The 22,342-nt window shown below is 69.0% G+C and carries 20 protein-coding genes and 1 tRNA gene; 9 read left to right on the forward strand and 12 right to left on the reverse strand.

Translation table 11 applies throughout. The features are described from left to right. Nucleotides 1–53: 53 nt before the first annotated feature. Together QE397_RS05925 and QE397_RS05930 are read right to left on the reverse strand one after the other, a co-directional pair. The gene (locus tag QE397_RS05925; RefSeq protein WP_307092304.1) at nt 54–776 is read right to left on the reverse strand and encodes a hypothetical protein; all 723 of its coding nucleotides are present in this window, start codon (nt 774–776) and stop codon (nt 54–56) included. Nucleotides 777–864: 88 nt separating this feature from the next. Next, complete coding sequence (locus QE397_RS05930; protein WP_307092306.1) at nt 865–2,886, reverse strand: TPM domain-containing protein; 2,022 nt, start codon at nt 2,884–2,886, stop codon at nt 865–867. 127 nt (nt 2,887–3,013) lie between these two features. Between QE397_RS05930 and QE397_RS05935 the strand changes: the two genes are divergently transcribed. The 7 genes from QE397_RS05935 to dnaG are packed head-to-tail and all read left to right on the forward strand — an operon-like array spanning nt 3,014 to nt 10,543. After that, nucleotides 3,014–3,928 carry an ABC transporter ATP-binding protein gene (locus QE397_RS05935; protein ID WP_056445775.1) on the forward strand — a complete coding sequence of 305 codons (915 nt, stop codon included), beginning with the start codon at nt 3,014–3,016 and terminating at the stop codon, nt 3,926–3,928. Continuing rightward, nucleotides 3,925–4,716, forward strand: coding sequence for an ABC transporter permease (locus tag QE397_RS05940; RefSeq protein ID WP_056445772.1), 792 nt, complete (start codon nt 3,925–3,927; stop codon nt 4,714–4,716). The genes QE397_RS05935 and QE397_RS05940 overlap by 4 nt, the downstream gene beginning before the upstream one ends. Nucleotides 4,717–4,751: 35 nt before the next feature. Then, the gene (locus tag QE397_RS05945) at nt 4,752–5,951 is read left to right on the forward strand and encodes a sensor histidine kinase (protein ID WP_307092309.1); all 1,200 of its coding nucleotides are present in this window, start codon (nt 4,752–4,754) and stop codon (nt 5,949–5,951) included. Continuing rightward, nucleotides 5,948–6,556: a response regulator transcription factor gene (locus QE397_RS05950; protein ID WP_027505737.1), complete on the forward strand. Its 609-nt coding sequence runs from the start codon at nt 5,948–5,950 to the stop codon at nt 6,554–6,556. The genes QE397_RS05945 and QE397_RS05950 overlap by 4 nt, the downstream gene beginning before the upstream one ends. A gap of 46 nt (nt 6,557–6,602) precedes the next feature. Further along, complete coding sequence (locus tag QE397_RS05955) at nt 6,603–7,292, forward strand: YdcF family protein (protein WP_027505738.1); 690 nt, start codon at nt 6,603–6,605, stop codon at nt 7,290–7,292. Continuing rightward, on the forward strand, nt 7,289–8,560 hold the full coding sequence (locus QE397_RS05960; RefSeq protein WP_222630427.1) for a deoxyguanosinetriphosphate triphosphohydrolase: 1,272 nt from the start codon (nt 7,289–7,291) through the stop codon (nt 8,558–8,560). The genes QE397_RS05955 and QE397_RS05960 overlap by 4 nt, the downstream gene beginning before the upstream one ends. A gap of 57 nt (nt 8,561–8,617) precedes the next feature. Then, nucleotides 8,618–10,543 carry a DNA primase gene (gene dnaG, locus QE397_RS05965; RefSeq protein ID WP_056445766.1) on the forward strand — a complete coding sequence of 642 codons (1,926 nt, stop codon included), beginning with the start codon at nt 8,618–8,620 and terminating at the stop codon, nt 10,541–10,543. Here dnaG and QE397_RS05970 read toward each other — a convergent pair. Together QE397_RS05970 and QE397_RS05975 are read right to left on the reverse strand one after the other, a co-directional pair. Then, nucleotides 10,540–10,776, reverse strand: a complete 237-nt coding sequence (locus QE397_RS05970; protein WP_027505741.1) for a hypothetical protein — start codon at nt 10,774–10,776, stop codon at nt 10,540–10,542. The genes dnaG and QE397_RS05970 overlap by 4 nt on opposite strands. 129 nt (nt 10,777–10,905) lie before the next feature. Further along, a tRNA-Asn gene (locus QE397_RS05975) sits at nt 10,906–10,978 on the reverse strand. Between the two features lie 167 nt (nt 10,979–11,145). On the opposite strand from QE397_RS05975, the gene QE397_RS05980 reads away from it, so the two are divergent. Further along, the gene (locus tag QE397_RS05980) at nt 11,146–12,039 is read left to right on the forward strand and encodes a siderophore-interacting protein (protein WP_056445764.1); all 894 of its coding nucleotides are present in this window, start codon (nt 11,146–11,148) and stop codon (nt 12,037–12,039) included. Here the strand turns inward: QE397_RS05980 and QE397_RS05985 are convergent. From QE397_RS05985 to treS, 8 genes are all read right to left on the reverse strand, one after another. After that, on the reverse strand, nt 12,006–12,560 hold the full coding sequence (locus tag QE397_RS05985; RefSeq protein ID WP_307092314.1) for a hypothetical protein: 555 nt from the start codon (nt 12,558–12,560) through the stop codon (nt 12,006–12,008). The genes QE397_RS05980 and QE397_RS05985 overlap by 34 nt on opposite strands. Before the next feature lie 4 nt (nt 12,561–12,564). Beyond that, a complete protein-coding gene (locus tag QE397_RS05990) occupies nt 12,565–13,497 on the reverse strand; it encodes an SDR family oxidoreductase (RefSeq protein WP_051613353.1) in 933 nt (310 codons plus the stop codon). Between the two features lie 170 nt (nt 13,498–13,667). Next, nucleotides 13,668–14,774: a diguanylate cyclase gene (locus QE397_RS05995; RefSeq protein WP_222649315.1), complete on the reverse strand. Its 1,107-nt coding sequence runs from the start codon at nt 14,772–14,774 to the stop codon at nt 13,668–13,670. A 51-nt stretch (nt 14,775–14,825) separates the two neighbouring features. Further along, nucleotides 14,826–15,890, reverse strand: a complete 1,065-nt coding sequence (locus tag QE397_RS06000; protein WP_307092319.1) for a YihY/virulence factor BrkB family protein — start codon at nt 15,888–15,890, stop codon at nt 14,826–14,828. 45 nt (nt 15,891–15,935) lie between these two features. Beyond that, nucleotides 15,936–16,970 (reverse strand): NAD-dependent epimerase/dehydratase family protein, encoded by a 1,035-nt coding sequence (locus QE397_RS06005; RefSeq protein ID WP_307092321.1) that lies wholly within the window; start codon nt 16,968–16,970, stop codon nt 15,936–15,938. Nucleotides 16,971–17,029: 59 nt separating this feature from the next. Beyond that, the gene (locus QE397_RS06010; RefSeq protein ID WP_307092322.1) at nt 17,030–18,130 is read right to left on the reverse strand and encodes a diguanylate cyclase; all 1,101 of its coding nucleotides are present in this window, start codon (nt 18,128–18,130) and stop codon (nt 17,030–17,032) included. Nucleotides 18,131–18,233: 103 nt separating this feature from the next. Further along, nucleotides 18,234–19,181, reverse strand: coding sequence for a methionyl-tRNA formyltransferase (locus QE397_RS06015; RefSeq protein WP_056445750.1), 948 nt, complete (start codon nt 19,179–19,181; stop codon nt 18,234–18,236). A gap of 37 nt (nt 19,182–19,218) precedes the next feature. Next, complete coding sequence (gene treS, locus QE397_RS06020; RefSeq protein ID WP_027505747.1) at nt 19,219–21,402, reverse strand: maltose alpha-D-glucosyltransferase; 2,184 nt, start codon at nt 21,400–21,402, stop codon at nt 19,219–19,221. A gap of 197 nt (nt 21,403–21,599) precedes the next feature. Here treS and QE397_RS06025 point away from each other — a divergent pair, with 197 nt between their 5' ends. Then, nucleotides 21,600–22,340 (forward strand): GAF and ANTAR domain-containing protein, encoded by a 741-nt coding sequence (locus tag QE397_RS06025; RefSeq protein ID WP_056445747.1) that lies wholly within the window; start codon nt 21,600–21,602, stop codon nt 22,338–22,340. Nucleotides 22,341–22,342: the final 2 nt, after the last annotated feature.

Genomic DNA, 22,342 nt, shown 5'->3' on the forward strand with positions numbered 1-22,342 from the left:
CTAGGGGGGGTGACTCCAGAGTGCCCGTTCGCGCGCAGTACTGAAACACCACGTCAGCGGACACAGGAGTGCTGCTGGTACTCCACCAACTGGCGCTGCACCGACACGGGTACCGGGATGCGGGTGTAGACCGGCACACCGTCACCCACTGCGATCCACGCGGGGAACACGAAGGGCTTCCTGGCGTCCGCGATGACATGCGGTTCGCAGGACGCCGTCGACAGCGTGACCGGGACGTCGATGCTCGCTGTTCCCGACGCCAGCGTGACCGGCACCTCCTCGCTGCTCAGCGCGTAGAGGAGGCTGCCGCGAATCTCGTCGAGGCGCAACGGGTCGTCACCGCCTCGGCGATCCAGGGTGAGCACCGCCGACAGAGGCGCCGCGGGGTCCGCCGGTGGAGGGCCGGGAACCAGGGTGACCGCGACGATGTCGGCGAGTTCGGCGGCGGCACATTCTTCGGCGTGGATTCGGTTCAGGGTGTCGTTCTGCGACGCGAGCGGGACCTCGACAGCGATGTCGTCACTCGTCTCGACGACCGCTGTCGCCGGTTCCGCTCCGACATCGCACAGCGCTGTTCCATACGGCACGGTGACGTCGATGCGGGAGCCGCGGTCGAGCGTGATCTCGCGAGGTGTCGCGTCGACCGTCTCGAAGCCGGGAGAACGCAGTGCGACCGACCGGACGGTGACCGGCTGCTCCGACGCGCCGGTGAGCGTCACCTGAAGCTGTCCGCCCACCGCGTCGTCGTCGCGGCTCCGGTAGGCGGATGCGCTCACGGGGGCACGGACCTCCGGCGGCGGCGGTGCGCAGCCGACGAGGAGAGTCAGGGCAAGGGCGCTCGCCGCGACCCGGGCGGTCACCGGCTCAGAAACGTCCGCCGGACGAGCGTCCGATGCGTCCCGAGCTGCCGGAGCCACCGAACGAGCGCGGGCCGCCGCCGAATCCGCCGTAGCCACCGCCGCGACGGTTCCCGTACGAGCGGCCCCCGGAGAAGCCGCCGCGCAGCACGCTGTCGATGAGCACGCCGGTGAGGACGCCGCCCGCCGAGGACGAGCCGCCGTACCCACCGCTGTGCCGAGGGCGCTGTGTCGCCTCCCAGTCGGCGACGTCCGCCTGAGCGAGGTGCGACGCCTGCGCGGCGAGGGACAGGGCGGCCGCGGCGTGCTGCAGAGCGCGTGGCGCGTCCGTAACACCCAGCTGCTGGGCGGCCTGGACGTGCCGTTCGGCCTCGGCGAGCCGCGTGCGTGCCTGGACCTTCACCGCGCCGCTGCGGGCGCCGATGTACTCGCTCGCGGCCCGTACCTGTGCCTGCGCCGACGCGAGGTCCCGGTCCAGTCGAGCGCGGGCATGGTCGTCCTGTTCCTTGCTCTGGGTGGCGACGGCGAGTGCGGAGTCGAGTTGCGCGTCGGCCGCGACGAGGGCGTTCATACTGCCCAGCGGATCCTGCGTGCCGCGGGTCCGTGCCTGATCCAACGCCTCGGCGACGGCGGCCCGTGCCGCGGCGAGTCGGTCTCCGCCGTGCGAGGCGAGGCGGTCCGCCGACGCGATGTCGGCTTCCGCGTCGGCCATCGCCGCGTCGAGCCCGGAGCGCGCGGCCTCGATGTCGGCGTCGGCGTGCTCGACGGCGTCGAGCAGCGATCGGGCGCGCGACAGCGCACTCTCCGCGGTGCGCACCGCGGCCACCACCGGTCCCTGGTGACCCACCGGTTGCGCGGCGGCATCGCGCCCCTCGTCGATGCTCGCGTCGGCAAGCTCGAGCTGTTCCTTCGCCAGGTCGACGTTGTTCGCCACCGGCGCGAGGACGGAGCTGTCGTACCGCCCCGCGAGGCTCGTCAGGGTCGTCGCCGCCGCGACCAGCCGCGCCGTCTGCTCCACCTGCCCGCGCGTGAGCGCGTCGAGACGGGAGTCCGCGTCGATCAACAGGTTCCGGATCTCGTCGAACTCGGCGACCTTCTCGTCGAGGTGCCGGTCCGCGTCACTGCACGAGGTGATGATCGACAGGAGCATCTGGCGCCGCTCGTCGGGCGACTCGGGGATCGCGTCGTCCAGACGCTGCCTCGTCTCGAACGCGGCCGCGAGCGCGCGGCGGGCGCCGTCGAGAGCCTCGACGAACGGGCGAGCCGCGGCCTGTCCCAGTTCGCCGACGGCAGTGGACAACTCGTCGGCACTGGCCCGGATCGCCTCGTCGGTCTCCACCAGCAGAGCGCGGGAACGCTCGTCCAGGACGTCGAGCGGGAGAGCGGCGAAGGCCGCGGGGTCACTGCCGTCCAACTGCTCGGCGGCCTCCAGTGCATCGGCTCGCCGCCGCCGTGCGCGCAGCCGAGTGAAGGCGAAGGCGCCCAGTACGAGGACGAGGATCACGCCGACGGCGACCCAGAGACCTGCCGATCCCGAGCCGGTGGTCGACGCCGCCTTGCCCAGGCCGGTGGCTGCCGCCGTCGCCGCGCCCGCCCAGTTCTCCTCGCGCAGCGCCGGTTCGATCGAGGCCTGCTCGAGTTCGGAGATCTCCGAGTCCGAGATGCTCGACAGCGCCTGGGGAACGTTCAGGACGTACGAGCGGGCCTGCGTCGCGACCGCCATGAGCACATCACGGTCCCCGAAGTCGCTGGTGGACGCCGTGCGCTCACCCCACGAGGTGGCAGCCTGGCCCGAGAAGTCGTCGACGAAGACCACCCAGAGCCGGAAGCCCTGCTCGTCGTAGAGGGTGTCGACGGCGGACTGCACCTCGGACACCTCACCGGCATCGAGTGCGCCGGCCTGATCGGTGACCTGCTCGGGCACTCGGAACGGTTCCTCGGCGGAGGCGGGCACGCCCACACCGACCACGGCGAGGACGAACAGGATCGCGGTGGTGGCGGTACGCAGGAGCACTCGGACCCGGGTCATGGTGGGAACCTACCGGGAGCGTGGCCGAACGGTGCGAACGAGGACGAGAGACCCGTGACAACTGTCATGCCGCGGTCGTGACGCACGAACGAGGGTTCGTCCCTCGCATCGGAGCAGTGTTCTTCTCATGACCACACCAGCGATTCACCTCGACCATCTGCGGAAGTCGTTCGCCGGGCCGGGCCACACCCGTGTCCAGGCCGTCGACGACCTGTCACTCGTCGTCCACCCGGGCGAGATCGTCGCGTTCCTCGGGCCCAACGGCGCCGGCAAGACCACCACGATCGACATGATGCTGGGCCTCGGTCGACCCGACGAGGGCTCCGTCGCCCTCTTCGGCGGATCGCCCGAGGACGCCGTCGCGACGGGCCGCGTGTCGGCGGTGATGCAGAGCGGGGGACTGCTCAAGGACATCACCGTCGAGGAGACCGTTCGCCTCATCGGCACCCTGTACTCGTCCACCCGGCCCGTCTCGGAAGTCCTGGCACGCGCAGGCATCGCGGACATCGGGGGCCGGATGGTGGGGAAGTGCTCCGGCGGTCAGCAGCAGCGGTTGCGGTTCGCGCTCGCCCTGCTCCCGGATCCCGATCTCATCGTGCTCGACGAGCCGACCACGGGCATGGACGTGGAGGGCCGACGTGAGTTCTGGGCCGCCATGCGCGAGGACACCTCGCACGGACGCACGGTCCTGTTCGCCACGCACTACCTCGACGAGGCGGACGCCTACGCCGACCGCATCGTGCTGCTGCGCGACGGGCGCATCGTGGCGGACGGCACCGCGGCCGAGATCAAGAACGTGGCGTCCGGCCGGCGGGTCTCGGCGATCCTGCCGGGCGCGCGGGCAGCCGATCTGCTGGCCGTTCCCGGCGTCGACGACGTCGAGATCCACGGTGACCGGCTCACCGTCCACGCGACGGACTCGGATGCAGTCGCTCGATACCTGTTCGCACACACCGCAGCTCGCGAGGTGGAGATCGTTCCCCACACTCTCGAGGACGCGTTCCTGACCCTCACCACCGACACCACCGGGAGCCTCGCATGACCGCCACCGATTCGACCACCACCACCACTGTCCGGACGCTGCCGGCTCGGGGCGGATTCAACGCCGGCTTCCTCGCACTCGAGATGCGCCGGATGTTGCGGAACCGCCGCACCGTCGTCTTCGCACTCGTCGTGCCGCCGATCTTCTTCCTCATCTTCGGGCTGCAGGGTGATCTGAAGACCGAGTCGGCAGGATCGGCGAACGTCACCGGCTACGTCATGGTGAGCATGGCGCTCTACGGCGCGATGCTGGCCACCACGAGCGGCGGCGCCATGGTCTCGATCGAACGCGGACTCGGATGGAGCCGTCAGCTGCGGCTCACCCCGCTGACCCCCACCGCGTACATCGCGGTGAAGGTCGTCGTCGCCATGGCGCTCGGGCTCGTGTCCGTGGCCGTCGTCTTCGCCGTTGGTGCGGCGACAGGCGCGACTCTTCCCGCCGCGGCATGGGTGGAGTGCTTCGTGCTCGCCTGGATCACCTCGATCGTGTTCGCGGCGTTCGGCCTCTTCATGGGGTACCTGCTGCCGTCGGAGAACGTGATGCAGATTCTCGGACCCGGTCTCGCTGTGCTCGCGTTCGCCGGTGGTCTCTTCGTCCCGGCGAGTGGATGGTTCGCGACCGTGGCGAAGTTCGTCCCCACCTACGGGGTGGCCACGTTGGCGCGGTCGCCGCTCGGGGACACCTCGTGGACGTCGCTGGTGGAGGCGCTCGTCAACGTCGCGGTGTGGACGACGATCTTCGTGATCGGCGCGATGACGATGTTCCGCAAGGACACCGCCCGCGTATGACACGTCCGGACACCAGGGGGTCTAGCGTGGCGGCGGTGAGCAGGACCACCGCCGCCGCGCTCGGCCGTCGTCAGGGCCTCGTGCAGTCACTTCGGTCGCATTTCGTCATCGAGCCGCGCGAGGTGAACGTCGACGACAGCGAGGGGACGCGACTGCGCGCCGCCGTGCGCCGAGGCTGGGTCTTCAGTGCGGTGTGGCTGGCCTACCTGATCTATCCGGTACGGGCGGTGTGGAGTTACGACGGGCCCGTCCACTGGCAGGTGGCCGCAGCGCTGTGTCTGCTCGCCTTCGCCGCGGTGTTCCTGGGTGGTTTCCGCGACTTCCGGGGACGGCTGCATGCCGAGGCGCAGGTGCGGGTGCCCCGACAGTGGGCTGTGGTGGTGGCGCTGATGCTGCTGCTGGTTCCGGTCGCTCCCGCAGCCGGTGACTCCGTGTTGACGGGATGCGTGTTCGTGGCGGTTCTCGCCGTCATGACCCTTCCTCGCCGGTCGGGTCTCCTCGTGCTCGCTGCGAACGTCGCCGCGGTCGAGGTGCTTCCCCGTGTCGTCCCGAGTTGGACCCCGGACGATTCCGCCGGGTTCACCGTGGCGGTGGCCGCGTTCGCCGCCTGGGGAATCAGCCAACTCGTCGCTCGCAACATCCAGCTGACCGAGGCGCGCCGCCGCCTGTCCGACCTGGCCGTGGTCGAGGAGCGCGAGAGAGTCGCTCGCGACGTCCACGACATCCTCGGCCACTCGCTGACCGTCATCACCATGAAGGCCGAGCTGGCCGGGCGACTCGTCGAGGTGGATCCGGCGCGTGCCGCCGTCGAGATCGCCGACGTCGAGAGCCTCTCGCGCGCAGCGCTCGCCGACGTGCGATCGACGGTGGGCGGGCTGCGTCACCTGCGACTCGACACCGAGATACGGGGAGTGCGCAGCGCCGTCGAAGCGGCAGGGATGACACTGCACATCGAGGGGTCGGTGCGTGACGTGGCGGAGGAGTTGCGTGAGCTGTTCGCCTGGGCGCTCCGGGAAGCGGTGACGAACGTAGTGCGTCACAGCGGCGGAACCGAATGCCGGGTGCGACTCGACGCCCGCCGGATCACCGTCGCGGACAACGGCATCGGGCCGCAGGGCGAGTCCACGGGCACCGGCCTGCGGGGACTCACCGACCGCGCGGACGCCCTCGGCGCCGCCGTCCGGGTCGCACGGGGAAGTGACGGCGGGTTCACTCTCACGGTGACGGCGCCGTGACGATCCGACTCCTGCTGGCCGACGACCAGGCCCTGGTCCGCGGCGCTCTGGCCGCCCTGTTGGGACTCGAGCACGATCTCGACGTCGTCGCGGAGGTGGGGCGCGGCGACGAGGTGGTGCCCGCAGCGCTCGAGCACCGTCCCGACGTGGCGCTTCTCGACGTCGAGATGCCCGGGGGAGACGGCATCGCGACCACCGCCCTGCTGCGGGCGGCAGTCCCCACGTGTCGCGTGCTCGTGGTCACCACCTTCGGACGGCCCGGGTACGTGCGGCGGGCCATCGACGCCGGTGCCGGCGGATTCGTGGTCAAGGACACGCCCGCTCGCCAGCTCGCCGAGGCGGTCCGGCGGGTCCACGCCGGGATGCGCGTCATCGACCCGGCACTGGCGACGGAGACACTGACGGCCGGGAACTCGCCCCTGACACCGCGGGAGCGGGACGTCCTGTCCGCGGCGCGCTCCGGGACCACCGCCGGGTCCATCGCCGCCGCACTGCACCTCTCCGAGGGCACGGTGCGGAACCATCTCTCCGCCGCCATCGGGAAGACCGGTGCCACCACGCGCGCCGAGGCCGTGCGCATCGCGGAGGACAACGGGTGGTTGTGAGGCGCGCCGGACCGATCTCCGCGGGTGCGGCTGGCAGAATCGACGTGTGAGTACCGACTACCGCTACGACGACCCGTACGTGCCGCAGCCCGATCGTCTCGGCTTCGGCGGCACCGTCGCGCGCTGGCTCCGTCGGCTCGTGGCGGGCGTGGTCCTCGTGGGAGTGCTCCTCGTCGGTGGGACCGCTGTGCGGGTGTGGCAGGTGGCTCGGATCGACGATCACACGCCGTCGGACGCCATCGTCGTGCTCGGCGCGGCCCAGTACGACGGCGTCCCCTCGTCGGTCTTCGAGGCGCGACTCGAACAGGCGTCGGCGCTGTTCTCCAGCGGGGTCGCTCCGCTGATCGTGACGGTCGGTGGCAAGCAGGTGGGCGACAACTACACCGAGGCGGCGTCGGGTCGGAACTACCTGATGGACCAGGGTGTTCCGGGCGAGGACATCGTCGCCGTCGAGGAGGGGTCGGACACCCTGCTCAGCATCGAGGCCGTCGCGGCGGAGTTGCAGTCGCGAGGACTGACCGACATCACCCTGGTGAGCGATCCGTGGCACTCGCTGCGCACCCGCACCATGGCGCGCGACGCCGGTCTGGACGCGTGGACGTCGCCCACCCGCCAGGGCCCCGCCGTGTTCACCCGCGAGTCGCAGATCCACGGGATCGCCAGGGAGACAGCGGCTCTGCTGTGGTACCAGCTGACGCACTACTCCGCGGACTTCCAGTACACGGCCAGCCAGTGACGCAGTACGACGCGGCGGACCTCGAACGACTGGTGGCGGAGGGGCCGAAGACGGCCGCGCTGGTGCTCACCGAGACACCCGGCGATTCGCGAGGACACTTCGCCCGTGATCGCGCCCGGGTGCTGCACTCGGCCGCGTTGCGACGCCTCGCCGACAAGACTCAGGTCACCGGTCCCCGTGAGGGCGACACGCCCCGCACCCGATTGACGCACTCTCTGGAGGTCGCCCAGATCGGGCGCAGCATCGCCGACGGCATCGGGTGCGACCCCGATCTGGTGGAACTGGCCGGGCTGGCCCACGACATCGGCCACCCGCCCTACGGCCACAACGGCGAGCGAGCTCTCGACGAGGTGGCCGAGTCCTGCGGCGGGTTCGAGGGCAACGCTCAGAACCTTCGGATCCTCACGGTGCTGGAACCGAAGGTCCTCACCGAGGACGGCGCCAGCGCCGGGCTGAACCTCACTCGTGCCTCGCTCGATGCCGCGATCAAGTACCCGTGGCTGCGGCCGCGGCCGGGCGCGAAGTTCGGCGCCTACGACGACGACGCCGACACCCTCACCTGGATCCGCGAGGGCGCACCCGAGGGTCGTCAGAGCCTGGAGGCGCAGGCGATGGACTGGGCCGACGACGTCGCGTACTCGGTGCACGACGTGGAGGACGGCATCATCGCCGGGCGCATCGACCTCCGGTCGCTGGCGGACCCCAGCGAGCAGTCGGCCCTCGCCGAGATGTCGGTGAGCGAGTTCCGCGGCTTCGACCGTGACCACATGCGCGAGGCCGCTCAGCGGTTGTCGGAGATGCCGGTGGTCACCGATGCGTCCGGCTACGACGGCACTCTCGTCCGCTCGGTGGCGCTCAAGCGGATGACGAGCGAACTGGTGGGCCGATTCACCACCGCCGCCATCTCCAGCACCCGGGAGGCGGCCGACGGCAGGCCTGTGCGGCGCTACGAGGCGGATCTCTCCGTGCCGTCGCTGGTCCGAGCGGAGGTGGCGTTGCTCAAGACGATGGCGCTGCGTTACGTGATGTCCGACGCCGGGCACCGGCTCCGGCAGGACCGTCAGCGCGATCGCATCCACCGCGTCGCGGCCTGGCTGCTGTACTCGGCGCCGGCCTCGCTCGATCCGATGTTCGTTCCCGTGTGGAACGCCGCCGCGGACGACGCCCAACGCGTCCGCGTCGTGGTGGATCAGATCGCGTCCTACACGGAGTCGCGGCTCGAACGGGTGGACAAGAGCAGCCTCGGAGCGCAGGCGTCCTGGGGTTAGCGGGTCCGGGTCGGTACGGCGGGGGAGCCGTGTCGGACCCGGCACTAGACTGGGCTCGTGGCCGGCCGGATACCTGAACGCGATGTAGCCGCCATTCGCGAACGCACTCGCATCGAGGACATCGTCGGCGAGTACGTCGCACTGAAGGCTCCGCGAGGCGATTCCATGAGCGGGCTCTGCCCGTTCCACGACGAGAAGAACCCGTCGTTCCACGTCCGGCCGAATCACGGCACCTTCCACTGCTTCGGCTGTGGTGAGGGCGGCGACGTGTACACGTTCCTGCAGAAGATCGAGCACATCACGTTCGTCGAGAGCGTCGAGCAACTCGCGGATCGGCTGAGCTACTCCATCTCGTACGAGGGTGGCGGCACCTCGGTCCAGCGTGATCGTGGGACCCGGTCCCGCCTCGTCGCGGCCAATGCGGCAGCGCAGCAGTTCTACGCCGAGCAACTCGGATCACCCGAGGCGCAGGCGGCGCGGGACTACCTGACGCAGCGCAACTTCGATGCCGCCGCTGCACAGGAGTTCGGGTGCGGGTTCGCCCCGAGTGGGTGGGACACGCTCACCAAGCATCTGCTGAACAAGGGCTTCGAGTTCAAGGAACTCGAGGCGGCCGGGCTGTCCCGCGAGGGCAAGCGGGGTCCGATGGACCGGTTCCACCGTCGATTGCTGTGGCCCATCCGCAACCTGTCCGGTGACGTCATCGGCTTCGGCGCACGCAAGATCTTCGACGACGACACGATGCCGGGAAAGTATGTCAACACTCCGGAGACGTTGCTGTACAAGAAGTCTCAGGTGCTGTTCGGCCTCGACCTGGCGAAGAAGGACATCGCCAAGGGGCATCAGGCCGTCGTCGTCGAGGGCTACACCGACGTCATGGCCATGCACCTGGCGGGAGTCAAGACGGCGGTCGCCTCGTGCGGTACCGCTTTCGGTGACGAGCACCTCGCGCTCCTGCGTCGGCTGCTGATGGACGACAAGTTCTGGCGCGGCGAGATCATCTACACCTTCGACGGGGACTCAGCCGGTCAGGCCGCCGCGATGAAGGCCTTCTCGGGAGACCAGAAGCTCGCCGGCCAGACGTTCATCGCGGTGGCTCCGGACGGGATGGATCCGTGCGACCTGCGCCTCGAGAAGGGGGACGCGGCAGTACGTGATCTCGTCGCGCGTCGTACCCCGCTCTTCGAGTTCGCCATTCGCGGCGCTCTGTCCGAGTGCGATCTCGACACCGCCGAGGGACAGGTCGAAGCCCTGCGCCGCACCGTGCCGATGGTCGCGCAGATGAAGGACCGTGCGCTCCGCGACAACTACGCGGCTCGGCTCAGCGGCTGGGTGGGCTGGATAGACGAGCGCATGGTGGTCAACCGGGTGCGCGAGGAAGCGGCCAAGATCGCGAAGGGTGGCGCTCCGGCGCCGCTCCGGCGGCCGGTGCGCAGTACCGAGACCGAGAAGGCCGCGCCGGTCGGACCGGCCCATCCGGCGCGCAACGACCCCACGCTGTGGCCGCAGCGCGAAGCCCTCAAGGCCGTCATGCAGCACCCCGGTATCGCCGGGTCCGTGTTCGATTCGCTGCCGCCCGAGACGTTCGGGCACCCGGCGTACGCCGCGGTGTCCGAGGCGGTCCGCGAGGCCGGTGGAACGGCCGCGGGGCTCGGGGGCGGGGAGTGGCTCGACGCCGTCGGCAAGAAGGCGGAGCCGAAGGGATTGCGCTCCCTGGTCACGGAACTGGCCGTCGAGGCCATGCCCATCTCCGACGAGGCGACCCCGCGCTACATCTCGGGGGTGCTCGCGCGTCTGCAGGAGGTGTGGGTCGGCCGGCAGGTCGCGGAACTGAAGTCGAAGCTGCAGCGCATGTCACCCATCGAGAAGCCGGACGACTACAACGCGCTGTTCGGCGACCTCATCGCGCTCGAGCAGTACCGCCGCAGCCTGTTGGAGCAGGCCGTCGGCAGCACCACGGACGCGGAGTTCCCCGCCGTCTAGAGCTTGTCGTGCGGGATGTAGAGCTGAGTGTCGTCGACCTGCTTCATCGGCTCGAGCTTCGGCTGCGTGCTGAGGGTGTCGGCCAACTTCTGGCGTCCGGCCGACACAACCTTCTTTGTCGCGGGGCTCGACGCCACCGCCTTCGTCGCGCGGCTGATCTGTTCGTAGCGCGCCCGCCCCGCCTTGGTGCCGAGCACGTATCCGGCAGCGATGCCGGCCAACATTCCCATCATGTGAGCGTGAGTCCTTTCGAGACGTCTGAGACCATCCTGCCCGACGTGACCGGGCACGGCGAACTCCCCGGGGCGGGTGCGGCGAAACGAGAAGAGCCCGTGACCGACAACGGTCACGGGCTCTGCGTGCTCCCCCATCTGGACTTGAACCAGAAACCCTTCGATTAACAGTCGAATGCTCTGCCAATTGAGCTATGGGGGAATGTTCGTGGCTCCGACAGCACCCTATCGGATGCATCCTCGCCGAGAAGAGACTCTAACCCATGGCACCCGTCGACCACCAAATCGCCTCGTCCTGGCACCACCACACCCGGCCTGGTCAGGGTAACCTAACTCGGAACGACGACCTCGACTGCGGGAGCACCGACGATGACCGACGACACCGAGCCGACCTTCTACTGGGCCGAGGTGGTGGACCGGACGACACTGAGCCCCAACCTCGTTCGCCTCACCTTCGGCGGAGAGGACCTGCGCCGGTACCGCCCGGCCGGAGTAGCCGACGAGTGCGTCGCGCTCTACTTCCCGGCTCCCGGCGACGCTCGGCCGCCGGCCATGCAGTGTGTCGACGGGGTGTGGTGGTACCACGACGACGCCACCCGTCCCGAGGGACGCAACTACACGGTGCGACGGGTGACGGACGCCGGTGAGCTGGTGATCGACTTCGTCGCCCACGACGGCGGGGTGGCCGCGTCCTGGGCGCTGTCGGCGCGACCGGGCGACGTCGTGGTCGTCACTCCGCCGCGGCACTGGTTCGCGCCGCCGGCGGACACCGCGTGGTTCCTCCTCGCGGCGGATCTCGCCGGGCTTCCGGCGCTGGGCCGAGTGCTCGAGGAGTTGCCCGCGAACACTCGGGCCCATGCGATCGTCGAGGTTCTCGACGAGGCCGACGTGCAGACGTTCGAGTCGGCGGCCGAGGTGACAGTGCAGTGGTGCATCGGGTCCGGTAACGGGCACGGTCCCGGAGTGCTGCCGGACGCGGTGCAGGCGTGGGAGTTCCCGCCGGGCGAGGGTTACGTCTTCTTCGCGGGGGAGGCCGCGGACTCGCGTGCCGTCCGCAAGTACGTGCGCCGCGAGCAGGGTATGGGCGTCGACCGTTTCGACATCATCGGCTACTGGCGCGTGCGAGCCGAGCAGTGGCTCGCGAAGTACACGGCGGTGGAGAAGGAGGTGTCCGCCGTCTACGTGGGCGCGCTGCAGGAGGGCCGTTCGGAGTCCGAGGCGGCCTTGATCTACGACGAAGCGCTGGAGAAGGTGGGGCTCTGACGCACTCCTCGGCGCGCGAACTCCAGGAGCACCGCACCCGAAGCGACCCCTGCCACAATGTCGATCCACATCCGGTCCGACCCGGCGACGGCCAGGACGAAGCCGAGCACCCCGAGAACGGTCAGCAGCGCGCCCAGGACGTCGAACAGTCGCAGGTGCCACAGGCGCGCCAGGACGACGAAGTGCACGCCGACCACGACGGCCACCCAGGCGACCCCGGCCTCGGGCAGTCCGAGAGGCCCCGCCACGACGCGGATGCCGACGAAGAGCAGCACCACCTCGGCGAGCACGATCACGGCGTAACCGCGTCCGAACGGTGTGACACCCGCGGGCACCGTGGCCACGGGATTGCGCGCGATTCCCACGAGAACGGTGATCGCGGCCGCCGCAGCGGCCACACAGAACACAAGACGCAGGAGTGTCGGCGACGACGCCGAGTTGACCACCACGAACACGAGTCCGAACACGGCGCCGATGAGGGATCCGAGCTTCTGTGGGGGCAACCGGCGTCGGGTGGTCATGGACTCAGTGTGGACGGTCTCCGGTCCGCGCGGTCACTTTCCGCGGGGGAGGTGCGGTCCTGGAGTGGAATACATTGCCCTCCGAATCGTCTTTGGGCTCGCGTGCGATGCCGAAACGCCACATCAACGGCCCGACGAGTCGATCGAAGACCGCCGGGACCAGCGAGTAGCCCGCCGACGCGAACTTGTTGACGAGGCCGAACACCGCATCGGCGTCCCGCTCACGCTGTGGGCGCCGGACGACCGCCGCGACGGCACGGGCGATGACCTCGGGCTCCGCGACGGGGGGAGGCGGCGACCCCGCTCTGCCGACGACGGTGGCGGCCTGCTCGTAGATCGGCGTGTTCACGGCACCGGGTGCGACGGCGCTGACGTGGACGCCGGGATACTGCCGAACCTCCTGCTGGAGAACACGGGTGAGGCCGCGCAGCCCCCATTTGGACGTGACGTAGGTGCCCATCCACGGCACCGCGATACGGCCCAGCAACGAGCCGATGACCACGAGGTGGCCGTGCTCCTGGTCGCGGAACACCGTGAGCGTCGACCGTGCGACGTTCGCGGACCCGAGCAGGTCGACCGACACGGCGTGATCGAACACCTCTGCCGGGGTGTCGAGGAACGTCCCGTAGGACATCACCGCGGCGGAGTGCACGCAGACGTCGAGGCGGCCGAACTGCTCGACGACCTCGGTGACGACCTTGGTCACGTCGTCGCCGCGCACCACGTCGACCGGCTTGACGGCCACCGCGGCGGCGCCGCGTTGCAGGCATTCGTCGGCCACGGCGGCCAGACCGTCACGGCCACGGGCACACACGACGATGGACCAGCCGCGCTCGGCGTAGAGGTGGGCGGTGGCGCGACCGATACCGCTGGACGCGCCGGTGATCAGGATCGTCCCGGCGGATCGACGATCGGTGGGAGAGATGGACTGGGTCATGGATCACCTCGAGTATCGACGCGCTGCCGACGTCGACGCGCGTCCGGAGAGTCGACGGCCGAGACCGTCGATGGTGACGCCAGTTCTCGACGCCGTCGACGCCGCGGATGTGACCGGCGGCGTCCCAGAGCAGTACCCCGAATTCGGAGTCACGAGCAGGACGAGACCGATCAACGCCGATATTTCTCGCGATACATCGCGTTGTCCGCCCGCCTCATCAGTTCGTCGAGGTCCGGGCCGACGCCGCCGGGGGCGGGGTTCCACACCGCGACCCCCGCACTGACGGAGAGCTGCGCGGCGCCGAGCCCGTCGAGGGCGGTCGCCCCGAGGTCGAGGACCTCCTGTTCGCCGACCCCTGGGAGGACGACCACGAACTCGTCGCCGCCGACGCGGGCGATCAGATCGTCGGAGCGAAAACTTCTGTGGAGAATGCCGGACAGTCGTACCAGCGCCGTGTCGCCCGCGTCGTGGCCGGCTCGGTCGTTGATCTCCTTGAGACCGTCGAGATCGAGATAGAGGACACCGACGGGCACGGCATCACGTTCGCAGTCGGCGAGCGCGGGCGAGGCGCCCCGCGCGAGACCGCGCCGGTTCAGCAGCCCCGTCAGGTCGTCTCGGTGAGACAGCGAATCGGCTCGAGCGCGTGCTCGATCCACCGACCTGTAGCGCTCCCACAGCAGACCGATGGTGCGGATCCGCACGTAGTGGATCAACCCCGCCACCAGAACGGTGCGCACGATCGCGGCCGCGAAGGTGCGCACCCCGACGTCTCCGATCCCGTTGACCGAGGCAAGGGCGATCCAGGCCAGTACGCCCCCGGTGACGACGACGACAACGTGCCATCGTCGTTGCAGCAGCGCGGCGGCGGCGACGATGGAGAGCGCGAGTCCGAAGGCGGGGAAACCGGAGTCCGCATCGGCGTTGCCCAGAACGGGACTGGCGATGATCAGGGCTGCGGCGACGAACGTCACGACGTCCGTGTGACGGTAGAACCACACGGCCCGCGGCGTGTGCAGTGCCCAGAACGTCGTGGCCGCGAGCGCGGCGACCAGCAGGTTGTAGGACTGAACCCACCAGTGGACCGCGTAGTGGGGGTCCGTCACCACCCACAGGAACACCGCTCCGTACAGAACGGTGCTCAGCACGCAGATCGCGGCGAGGCCCTGGACGACCACCACGTCCGATCGCACCGGATCGCCGTCGTGGGCGCTGTCGCGCCACTGCCGACGCGCTCGGCGTGCGGACGCCACCAGCGCGCCCGCCCCCGTGTCACTCACTCGCGCAGACCGCCCTCGCTCCGGGCTCCCATGGCCCGTGTCACCACCACGCTACCGGGCGGACGAGTCCTCGCCGTGGGAGAGGCGCAGGGCGCGACCACGTTCGACGTGTTCGCGATCGGTCTCCTCGTTCTTCTCCGAGACGCGCGTGTCGCGCGGTGGAAGCTGCAGATGGTCCTCGGCCTCGATGCCGGCCTGGAGTTGGCGGCCGCGTTCCAGCTCGGAATCGAGTTCCGCCCCGAACAGCAGAGCGAGGTTCGTGATCCAGAGCCACAGCAGGAAGATGATCACGCCGGCCAACGAGCCGTAGGTCTTGTTGTAGCTGCTGAAGTTCGCGACGTAGAAACCGAAGAGCACGGACGCGAGGATCCACACGACGATGGCCATGCCGGCCCCCGTGCTGATCCATCGGAACTTCGGCTGCTGCACGTTGGGTGTGGCGTAGTAGAGGATCGCGACGGCCAGGACGATCAGCGCGAGGACGACGGGCCACCGCGAGATGTTCCACACCGTCAGTGCGGTGTCGCCGGCACCGATCGCGTCACCCACGGCCGTGGCGACGGGACCGCTGACGGCCAGCATGAGTCCCGCTGCGGCGATGCAGATCAGGCCGACCAGAGTGACGACCAGCATGACCGGTCGCAGCTTCCAGATCGGTCGGCCCTCGTCCACCTCGTACATCCGATTCATGGCGCGGCCGAACGCGCCCACGTAGCCGGACGCCGACCAGAGGGCGCCGGCCAGACCGATGATCAGGGCGAGTCCGGCGGTGGGCGCCTGCACGAGCTGCTCGACCGGTCCGCGCAGTGTGTCGACGGCGGACGAGGGCCCCAGGTCGGACACGATGTCGAGCACCGCGGTGACGGTGCGCTCGCCCTGCCCGAACACGCCGAGAAGGGACACGACGGCGAGAAGAGCCGGGAACAGCGACAGCACCGCGTAATACGTGAGAGCAGCGGCCAGATCGGTGCACTGGTCCTTGGAGAACTCGCGCGCGGTCTTGCGCAGGACGTAGAAGAACGACGGCTTGGTGAGATCGGTGGGTGAATCGGGCTTCCGAGGATCGTCCGGGTCCGCGTGGGCCGGGTCGTCACCCGTCGTCTGCTCTCGGGTCATGGACTGCGGACTACCCGCACTCACCCGACGCAAACCGCCGCCGGGTCACGCGGACAGCGGCGGGGTCGGGGCGTCCTCCACCTCGTGCACGCCGCGGACGAACTCGGCGAGAGCGTCCTGCGCGGTGTGTCGAGGCGCCCACTCCAGCAGGTCGCGGGCGCGACCGGAGTCCATGATGGGAAGCCGCAGCACCGCGTCGAACAGGCCGGGGTCGGTGGGAACGAGGCGTGCGGTGAACAGAGCATCGAGGGCGAGTCGCACCGCGGACGCGGGCAGAGGGATCAACCGCGCGCGGAGAATTTCCGCGAAGGTGGCCGGGGTGATGACGGGGTCCGCCGCGAGGTTGAACGCGCCCGACACCTCGCGCACCGCCGCCGCGGCGAATGCTCGTCCGACATCGCGGGAGTGCACTCCCTGGAACACCAGATCCGCGATGTCAGGGAAGACCGGGACGAACGCGGGTCGCACCAGCCGGGCCGGGACGAAGGGTCCGCCGAACAGTCGACGCTGTTCCGTGGACGCCGACGCCTCGAAGACGAAGGCCGGGCGCATCCGGACGACCCGGAGGTCGGGATTCCGCGTCTCCACCCGGTCGAGCACACGCTCGAGATACGACTTCTCGCGCGTGTAGGCCGCGCCCTGCCAGCCGTGCGTCGGCCAGTCCTCGGTCACCCGAACGTCTTTCGATCCCGGGGAGTAGGCACCGACCGACGACGCGTGCACCAACGCGCTCACTCCGGCCGCCGCCGCGGCGTCGAAGACCCGCATCGCGCCGACGACGTTGACGTCCCAGGTCTGCACCGGATCGCGCGACGGCTGGAACTGCCACGCCAGGTGTACGACGACGTCGACTCCGTCGAACAGCGGAACCAGGTCGTCCCGTGCGATGTCCGCCTCGACGAACGTCGTCCGTGCGGGAGCCCACGCCGGACGACCGTTCGTCGGCACGGGCGAGCGCCGCGCGATCGCACGGACTGCGGAGACCGCCGGGTCGACGACCAGCGCGTCGACGACCGAGGTCCCGAGGTTTCCCGTCGCTCCGGTCACGGCCACGACGAGCCCACTGCGTTGTTCCGGCATGTCGTGGCGATACCCGTGCGTCGGGGAGCCAAACGGGTATCCGGCTCCCGCGTCGCCGTTCAGCGCCGTGACTTGACCCGATACATCGCGTTGTCGGCGCGCCTCGTCAGGTCGTCGAGATCCGGCGCGTGTGGTCCCGGACTCCACACTGCCAGTCCGACACTGACGGACACCTCGGTGGTCATCGAGAGATCGCGGATGGACGCGCCCAGATCCAGCGCCTCGGTCCGGTCCGTGTCGGGGAGGACCACGACGAATTCGTCACCGCCGACGCGGGCGACGATGTCACTGCCGCGGAACGCGGTCCCCAGCATCTCGGCGAGTCGTACCAGTACGGCATCTCCGGCATCGTGCCCGAGGGTGTCGTTGACATCTTTGAGACCGTCCACGTCGAGGTAGAGAACGCTCACGGGCCGAGACTCTCGTCGGCACCGATCGAGTTCGGTCGCCGCACGTCGCTGGAGGCCGCGACGGTTCGCCAGGCCGGTGAGGTCGTCGACGTGAGAGAGGGAGTCGGCCGCGGCACGTTGCTCGTCGACCATCCGATACTTCTCCCACAGCAGGTCGATGGTCTTCATGCGGAAGTAGTGGATGACCGCGACGACGAGAACGGTTCGCAGCACCGACACCGCGAAGGTCTGCACGCTCACGTCCGTGCCGTGAGCCACCGCCAACGCCGTCCACGCGCACACCGCCAGCGTGGTGAACGTGACGATGTGGGCGCGACGTTGGAGTATTCCGGCGAAGGCCACGATGGCCAGAACGAGTCCGAAGGCCGGGTAAGCAGACCCCGCGCTGGCATAGGCGAGGACCGGACTGCCGACGACGAGAATCGCGGCCACCAGGGTGACCGCGTCCGTGTGCCGGTAGAAGATGGCGGCACGCGGGGTGTGCAACGCACACCAGGTGATTGCGGCGGTCACCGTGACCCCGAAGGTGTAGGTCTTCGACCACCAGAAGAACGCGTAGTCGTCGGCCGTCGTCATCCAGACCAGGACAGCGCCGAACAGGAGCGTGCAGAGTGCCGTGATGGTGGCGAGTCCTTCGACGATGACGAGGTCGGAGCGCACCGGATCACCCGCGCGTGCCGTGGATCGCCACACCGTCCGTGAGTGCTGCGCACGGTCCGTCCACGAACCGGGACCGGTGATTCTCGCCATGTAGACCGTCCTCGTGACCAGCCCCCGTCACCCGCTTCCAGGTGAAATGTACCCGACCCGACCCGTTCGTGATCCCGTTCGCCCGACCTGCCGGAACCGAACGTCAGGGAGCGTCGGTGAGGTACCCGCCGCCGCGGGGGAAGTACTCCGCAGCAGGGATCGTGCGGTCGTCGTCCTCGGTGCGCACCGCGTCGATCACGAGCGCTCGGTTACGGCCGAGGTGGGCGTTCGGGCCGGAGACGATCGCCATGCCGTCACCCTCGTGGATGAAGACGCGACCGGGTGTACCGCCGTAGATGCCCTGCGACACATGCGCTTCGACGATGCGGAGCCGACGGCCACGGTGATGGGTCCACGCGTTGGGGTAGGGGTCGGACTGAGCGCGGACCAGACGGTCGATGTCCTCTGCCGGCCACGTCCAGTCGATACGGCTGTCGATGTCCGCACGCTTGTGGAAGAACGTCCGCTGCGAGAGGTCCTGCGGGGTCCACACCGCGGTGCCGCTCTCGATCGCGCCGAGTGCCTCGAGCAGTACCTCGGGAATGAGGTCGATGGTCGCCTGCACCAACTGGGTCGCGGTGTCGCGCGGGCCGATCGGAACGGACCGCTGGATGACGACGTCGCCGGTGTCGAGTTCGTCGTCCATACGGTGCGCGGTCAGGCCGGTCTCGGCCGCGCCGCTGATCAGCGACCAGATCACGGGGGAGAAACCCGTGAACCGGGGCAGCAGTGAGTCGTGCAGGTTGAGGGTGCCGTGCGGCGGCATGTCGTAGATGGACCGGGGCAGCTTGGTGCGCCAGTTGTTCGCGACGATGATGTCCGGCTTCGCCTCCTCCAACGCGACGCGCAGCGCATCGTCCGGAGTGAGGGCGAGGTGGACCGGCACGTCGTGGGCGCGTGCCAGATCTTCCACGGAATCCGACCAGATCGACTCGTACGAGTGCTCACTGGGAGGATGGGTGACGGCCAGGACCACCTCGTGATCGGACTCGATGACCGTCCGAAGCGTCGTGTGTCCCCAGGTCTGATAGCCGAACATCGCCACTCGCATGCTGGTTAGCCTAACCTTCCCCGGCCACCTCTCGGCATCAGCCCCTGAGCATCACCGGGACGCCCTGGTAGGGCTGCAGGGTCATCGGGAAACTGCCCAGCTCGTCGACGACGGCGATGTCCTGGTCGGTGAACAGGTCCACCACCGTGGCCCCGCCGGTGAGGTGCTTCGACTGCACCGTCGCGTGGATCTCGTCGCCCGTGAAGTTCAGCACCGTCGCCGAGATGGATCCGTTGCCCAGCTGGTGCACCAGGACGAGCAGCCCCTTGTGCGACACGGACGGGACGTCGAGCTGGGTGGCCGTCGCGATGCCGTACCTCGTCCGCACATCGAGGATGCGGGACAGCTGACGCGCGAACGACGTCGAGTCCTTCATCTGCTCCGGCAACGAGCCGTAGAGACTGCGGCCACGGGGGATCCCGGACTCCGACCGGGTGGCGTCGGGCGAGGTGTTCATGAGGTCGTGAGCCCCACGGTTGATCCAGCGGGTGTCGCCCTCACGGATGAGATCGGCGACCTCCTCCGCCGGCACCGGGAGGATGCCGGTGAGGTCCCAGCCGGACAGCGCGAACACGCCCGGTTGCAGCGCGTTGTACATGGCCAGCATGAGATGGGCGCGCTTGACCGTCTCGATGTCGGTGTCGTCCATCCGGTCGAGGTCGCGGATGCCCAACGACGCCGTGATGACCGACGCGGTGGTGCAGGCGATCCCGTTGTTGGTGAACGTGCGGTTGTACGGCGCCCACCGGCCGGTGAGTCGTTCGCACAGTTCGGCGCGGATCTGGTCACCCAGATCGCCGCCCTTGATCACGTCGCCGCCGTACGAGAACTCGTCCTCACGGTGCAGGGTCGCGAAGTGCACCAGCTCGAAGGTCATCTCGTCGTGATTCTGCAGCGCGTGCACCAGCGAGGCGGTGTCCACACCGTGGTCCCGCGCCAGATTCATGGTGAGCCTGAGGAACTCGGTGTTCCCCATGACGAGCGCGTGGTGATAGGCGGGGCGGTTGATGAAGTCGTAGGACAGATCGGCGCCGCTGCTTCCCATCGCCTTGATGTCGTCGATGGTGAGGTTCAGCTCCTGGAAGGTGAAGCCACCCATCTTGCGCACCACACTGGAGATGAGGTGATTGGCGGCCTCCGAGAGCGGGTGGCCCTCGGACCATCCCGGACCCTCGGTCCGGCGCTCGACTCCGAGGAACCCGTTGGCGTCGAGACGCAGTGCGCCGGCGCCGAGGTCCGCGATGGAGTGGCAGGCGTCGCCGATGACGAGGCGCATACCGGCGAACGAGGGATCGAGCCAGTTGATGGAGGGCTGACCCGCCTTGAAGTAGTGCAGGTACACCCAGCGGCGCTCGACCCCGTCGACTCCGCGGATGACCGGCGTGGCACTCCAGTTGGTCTCCTTGACGCCCATCTCGTAGAAGATGACGCGCTGGAGCTGGCCGACGATGTACCCGGCACGAGCGAGATTGGCCTCGGACTCGGCATCGATGTTCACCGAGTCCTGGCCCGCCTTCACGCGGGGGAGCAGGTGCCAGTCCTGCGGTTCGATCTCCACCATGTGGTAGATGCCGGGGTAGTCGGAGACGTTCATCTCCGCCAATCGGAAATCGGCGCCCTTGCCGGTGTGTCCGGGGACGATGTCGTCGATGACGATGCCCTCGTAGGCGGACGCGACGACGCACAGCCGCCGGAACTCCTCCTCGGAGCCGAACGCCGGGTCGATCTGCATGCTGACGCGGTCGAAGTGGCCGTCGACCGACGGTGTGGCATGCCACCCGTGCAGTCCGCCGGCCTCCTTGACGGGGCCGGTGTGCACGGCCGTGATGCCGATGTCCGAGAACACCTGCCACAGAGCCTCGTCGCCGAGCGTGCCGAGAAAGCTCTGTCCTGGAGCCGCGATGAGCGAGATGGGATACGCGGTGAACCACACGGGTGCGCGCTCGACGGCTCCGCGCGGATCCGGCGACGCGTAGGGGTTCTGCCACATGCTGCCCTTGCCGGACAACTGTTCCGCGATCAGCTTGGCATCGTGCAGCATCGACCGGTCGACGAGCCACGACACGTACTCGGGATTGGAGGCGTCGGCGTCACCCTGGGGCAGCGCGCCCGCGGTGCGGTACGCACGACGCACCGACGGCTTCAGTGGGCGAGGCCTGGCCGGGTAGAAACTCTCGTCGTACGTGATCTCGCTGGGTTCGTGCTGAACTTCCGGATCCACTGTTCCTCCGATGTGACGGGACGCGCGGACATCTTCGATGGGAAGCTCCCACAGGCGTGCCTGGTCTGCATGCCGTCCGGGGAACTACCCGAGGGTCGACGAACCGAAACGCCGACCGCACCTCAGACTACGCACGGACCGACGGAGTGTGCCGAACACGCCTCGGTGGATCGGCGGGCGTGTGATCGAATGGTGCAATGGACACGGAAGGGCGGGCCGAAGGTGGCCTGACACCCGAACGACTCGGTGAGATCGTCGGCTCGCTGGGTCGACGCATCGAGGACACGGACGAGCTCGGCGAGTTGCTGCAGCGGTCGGTGGATCTCGCGCACGACGTCATCAGGGGCGCCGACAGTTGCGGCGTGACAATCGATTACGACGGCACCACCTACACGGCGGTCTACACCGACAGCACCACCCTCGCAGTGGACGAGATGCAGTACGAGACCGGCGAGGGTCCGTGCCTCGAGGCGTCCCGTACCGACACCACGATCGTCGTCGACTGCGACAGCACCGAGCAGCGGTGGCCGGAGTTCGCGGCCGCGGCGCGCACCGAGGGTGTGCACTCGTTCCTCGCCTCGCCCATCAGGACTCTCGACGGCGTGATCGGCTCGTTCAACCTGTACGGCTCGTCCGCCGACGCCTTCGACGACATGGACGCCGACATCCTGGACAGCCTTACCACCACCGTGGGACGGGCCATTGGCGAGCATGCTCGCTACACCGACGCCACCACCACGGTGAGCGGACTGCGCGATGCCATGGCGCGACGCGCCCCCATCGAGCAGGCCAAGGGCATTCTGATGGCGATGCGCGGTCTCGACGCGGACGCGGCGTTCGACGTGCTCTCGCGTGAGGCGCAGCGCCGGAACGTGCGAGTTCGCGAGGTGGCCGCCGACTTCGTGCGCGACGCCACCAGGACCGATCCGGCCGGCTGACG

Source organism: Rhodococcus sp. SORGH_AS_0301 (assembly GCF_030818285.1).
Classification (GTDB): domain Bacteria; phylum Actinomycetota; class Actinomycetes; order Mycobacteriales; family Mycobacteriaceae; genus Rhodococcoides.

What these genes read in the sequence shown, in the direction of transcription:
- QE397_RS05935 (WP_056445775.1), top strand. Translation starts at nt 3,014, where the DNA reads ATGACCACACCAGCGATTCACCTCGACCATCTGCGGAAGTCGTTCGCC.
- QE397_RS05940 (WP_056445772.1), top strand. Translation starts at nt 3,925, where the DNA reads ATGACCGCCACCGATTCGACCACCACCACCACTGTCCGGACGCTGCCG.
- QE397_RS05930 (WP_307092306.1), bottom strand. Translation starts at nt 2,886, where the DNA reads ATGACCCGGGTCCGAGTGCTCCTGCGTACCGCCACCACCGCGATCCTG.
- QE397_RS05985 (WP_307092314.1), bottom strand. Translation starts at nt 12,560, where the DNA reads ATGACCACCCGACGCCGGTTGCCCCCACAGAAGCTCGGATCCCTCATC.
- QE397_RS05990 (WP_051613353.1), bottom strand. Translation starts at nt 13,497, where the DNA reads ATGACCCAGTCCATCTCTCCCACCGATCGTCGATCCGCCGGGACGATC.
- QE397_RS05980 (WP_056445764.1), top strand. Translation starts at nt 11,146, where the DNA reads ATGACCGACGACACCGAGCCGACCTTCTACTGGGCCGAGGTGGTGGAC.
- QE397_RS06010 (WP_307092322.1), bottom strand. Translation starts at nt 18,130, where the DNA reads ATGGCGAGAATCACCGGTCCCGGTTCGTGGACGGACCGTGCGCAGCAC.
- QE397_RS06005 (WP_307092321.1), bottom strand. Translation starts at nt 16,970, where the DNA reads ATGCCGGAACAACGCAGTGGGCTCGTCGTGGCCGTGACCGGAGCGACG.
- QE397_RS06000 (WP_307092319.1), bottom strand. Translation starts at nt 15,890, where the DNA reads ATGACCCGAGAGCAGACGACGGGTGACGACCCGGCCCACGCGGACCCG.
- QE397_RS06015 (WP_056445750.1), bottom strand. Translation starts at nt 19,181, where the DNA reads ATGCGAGTGGCGATGTTCGGCTATCAGACCTGGGGACACACGACGCTT.
- QE397_RS05970 (WP_027505741.1), bottom strand. Translation starts at nt 10,776, where the DNA reads ATGATGGGAATGTTGGCCGGCATCGCTGCCGGATACGTGCTCGGCACC.
- QE397_RS06025 (WP_056445747.1), top strand. Translation starts at nt 21,600, where the DNA reads ATGGACACGGAAGGGCGGGCCGAAGGTGGCCTGACACCCGAACGACTC.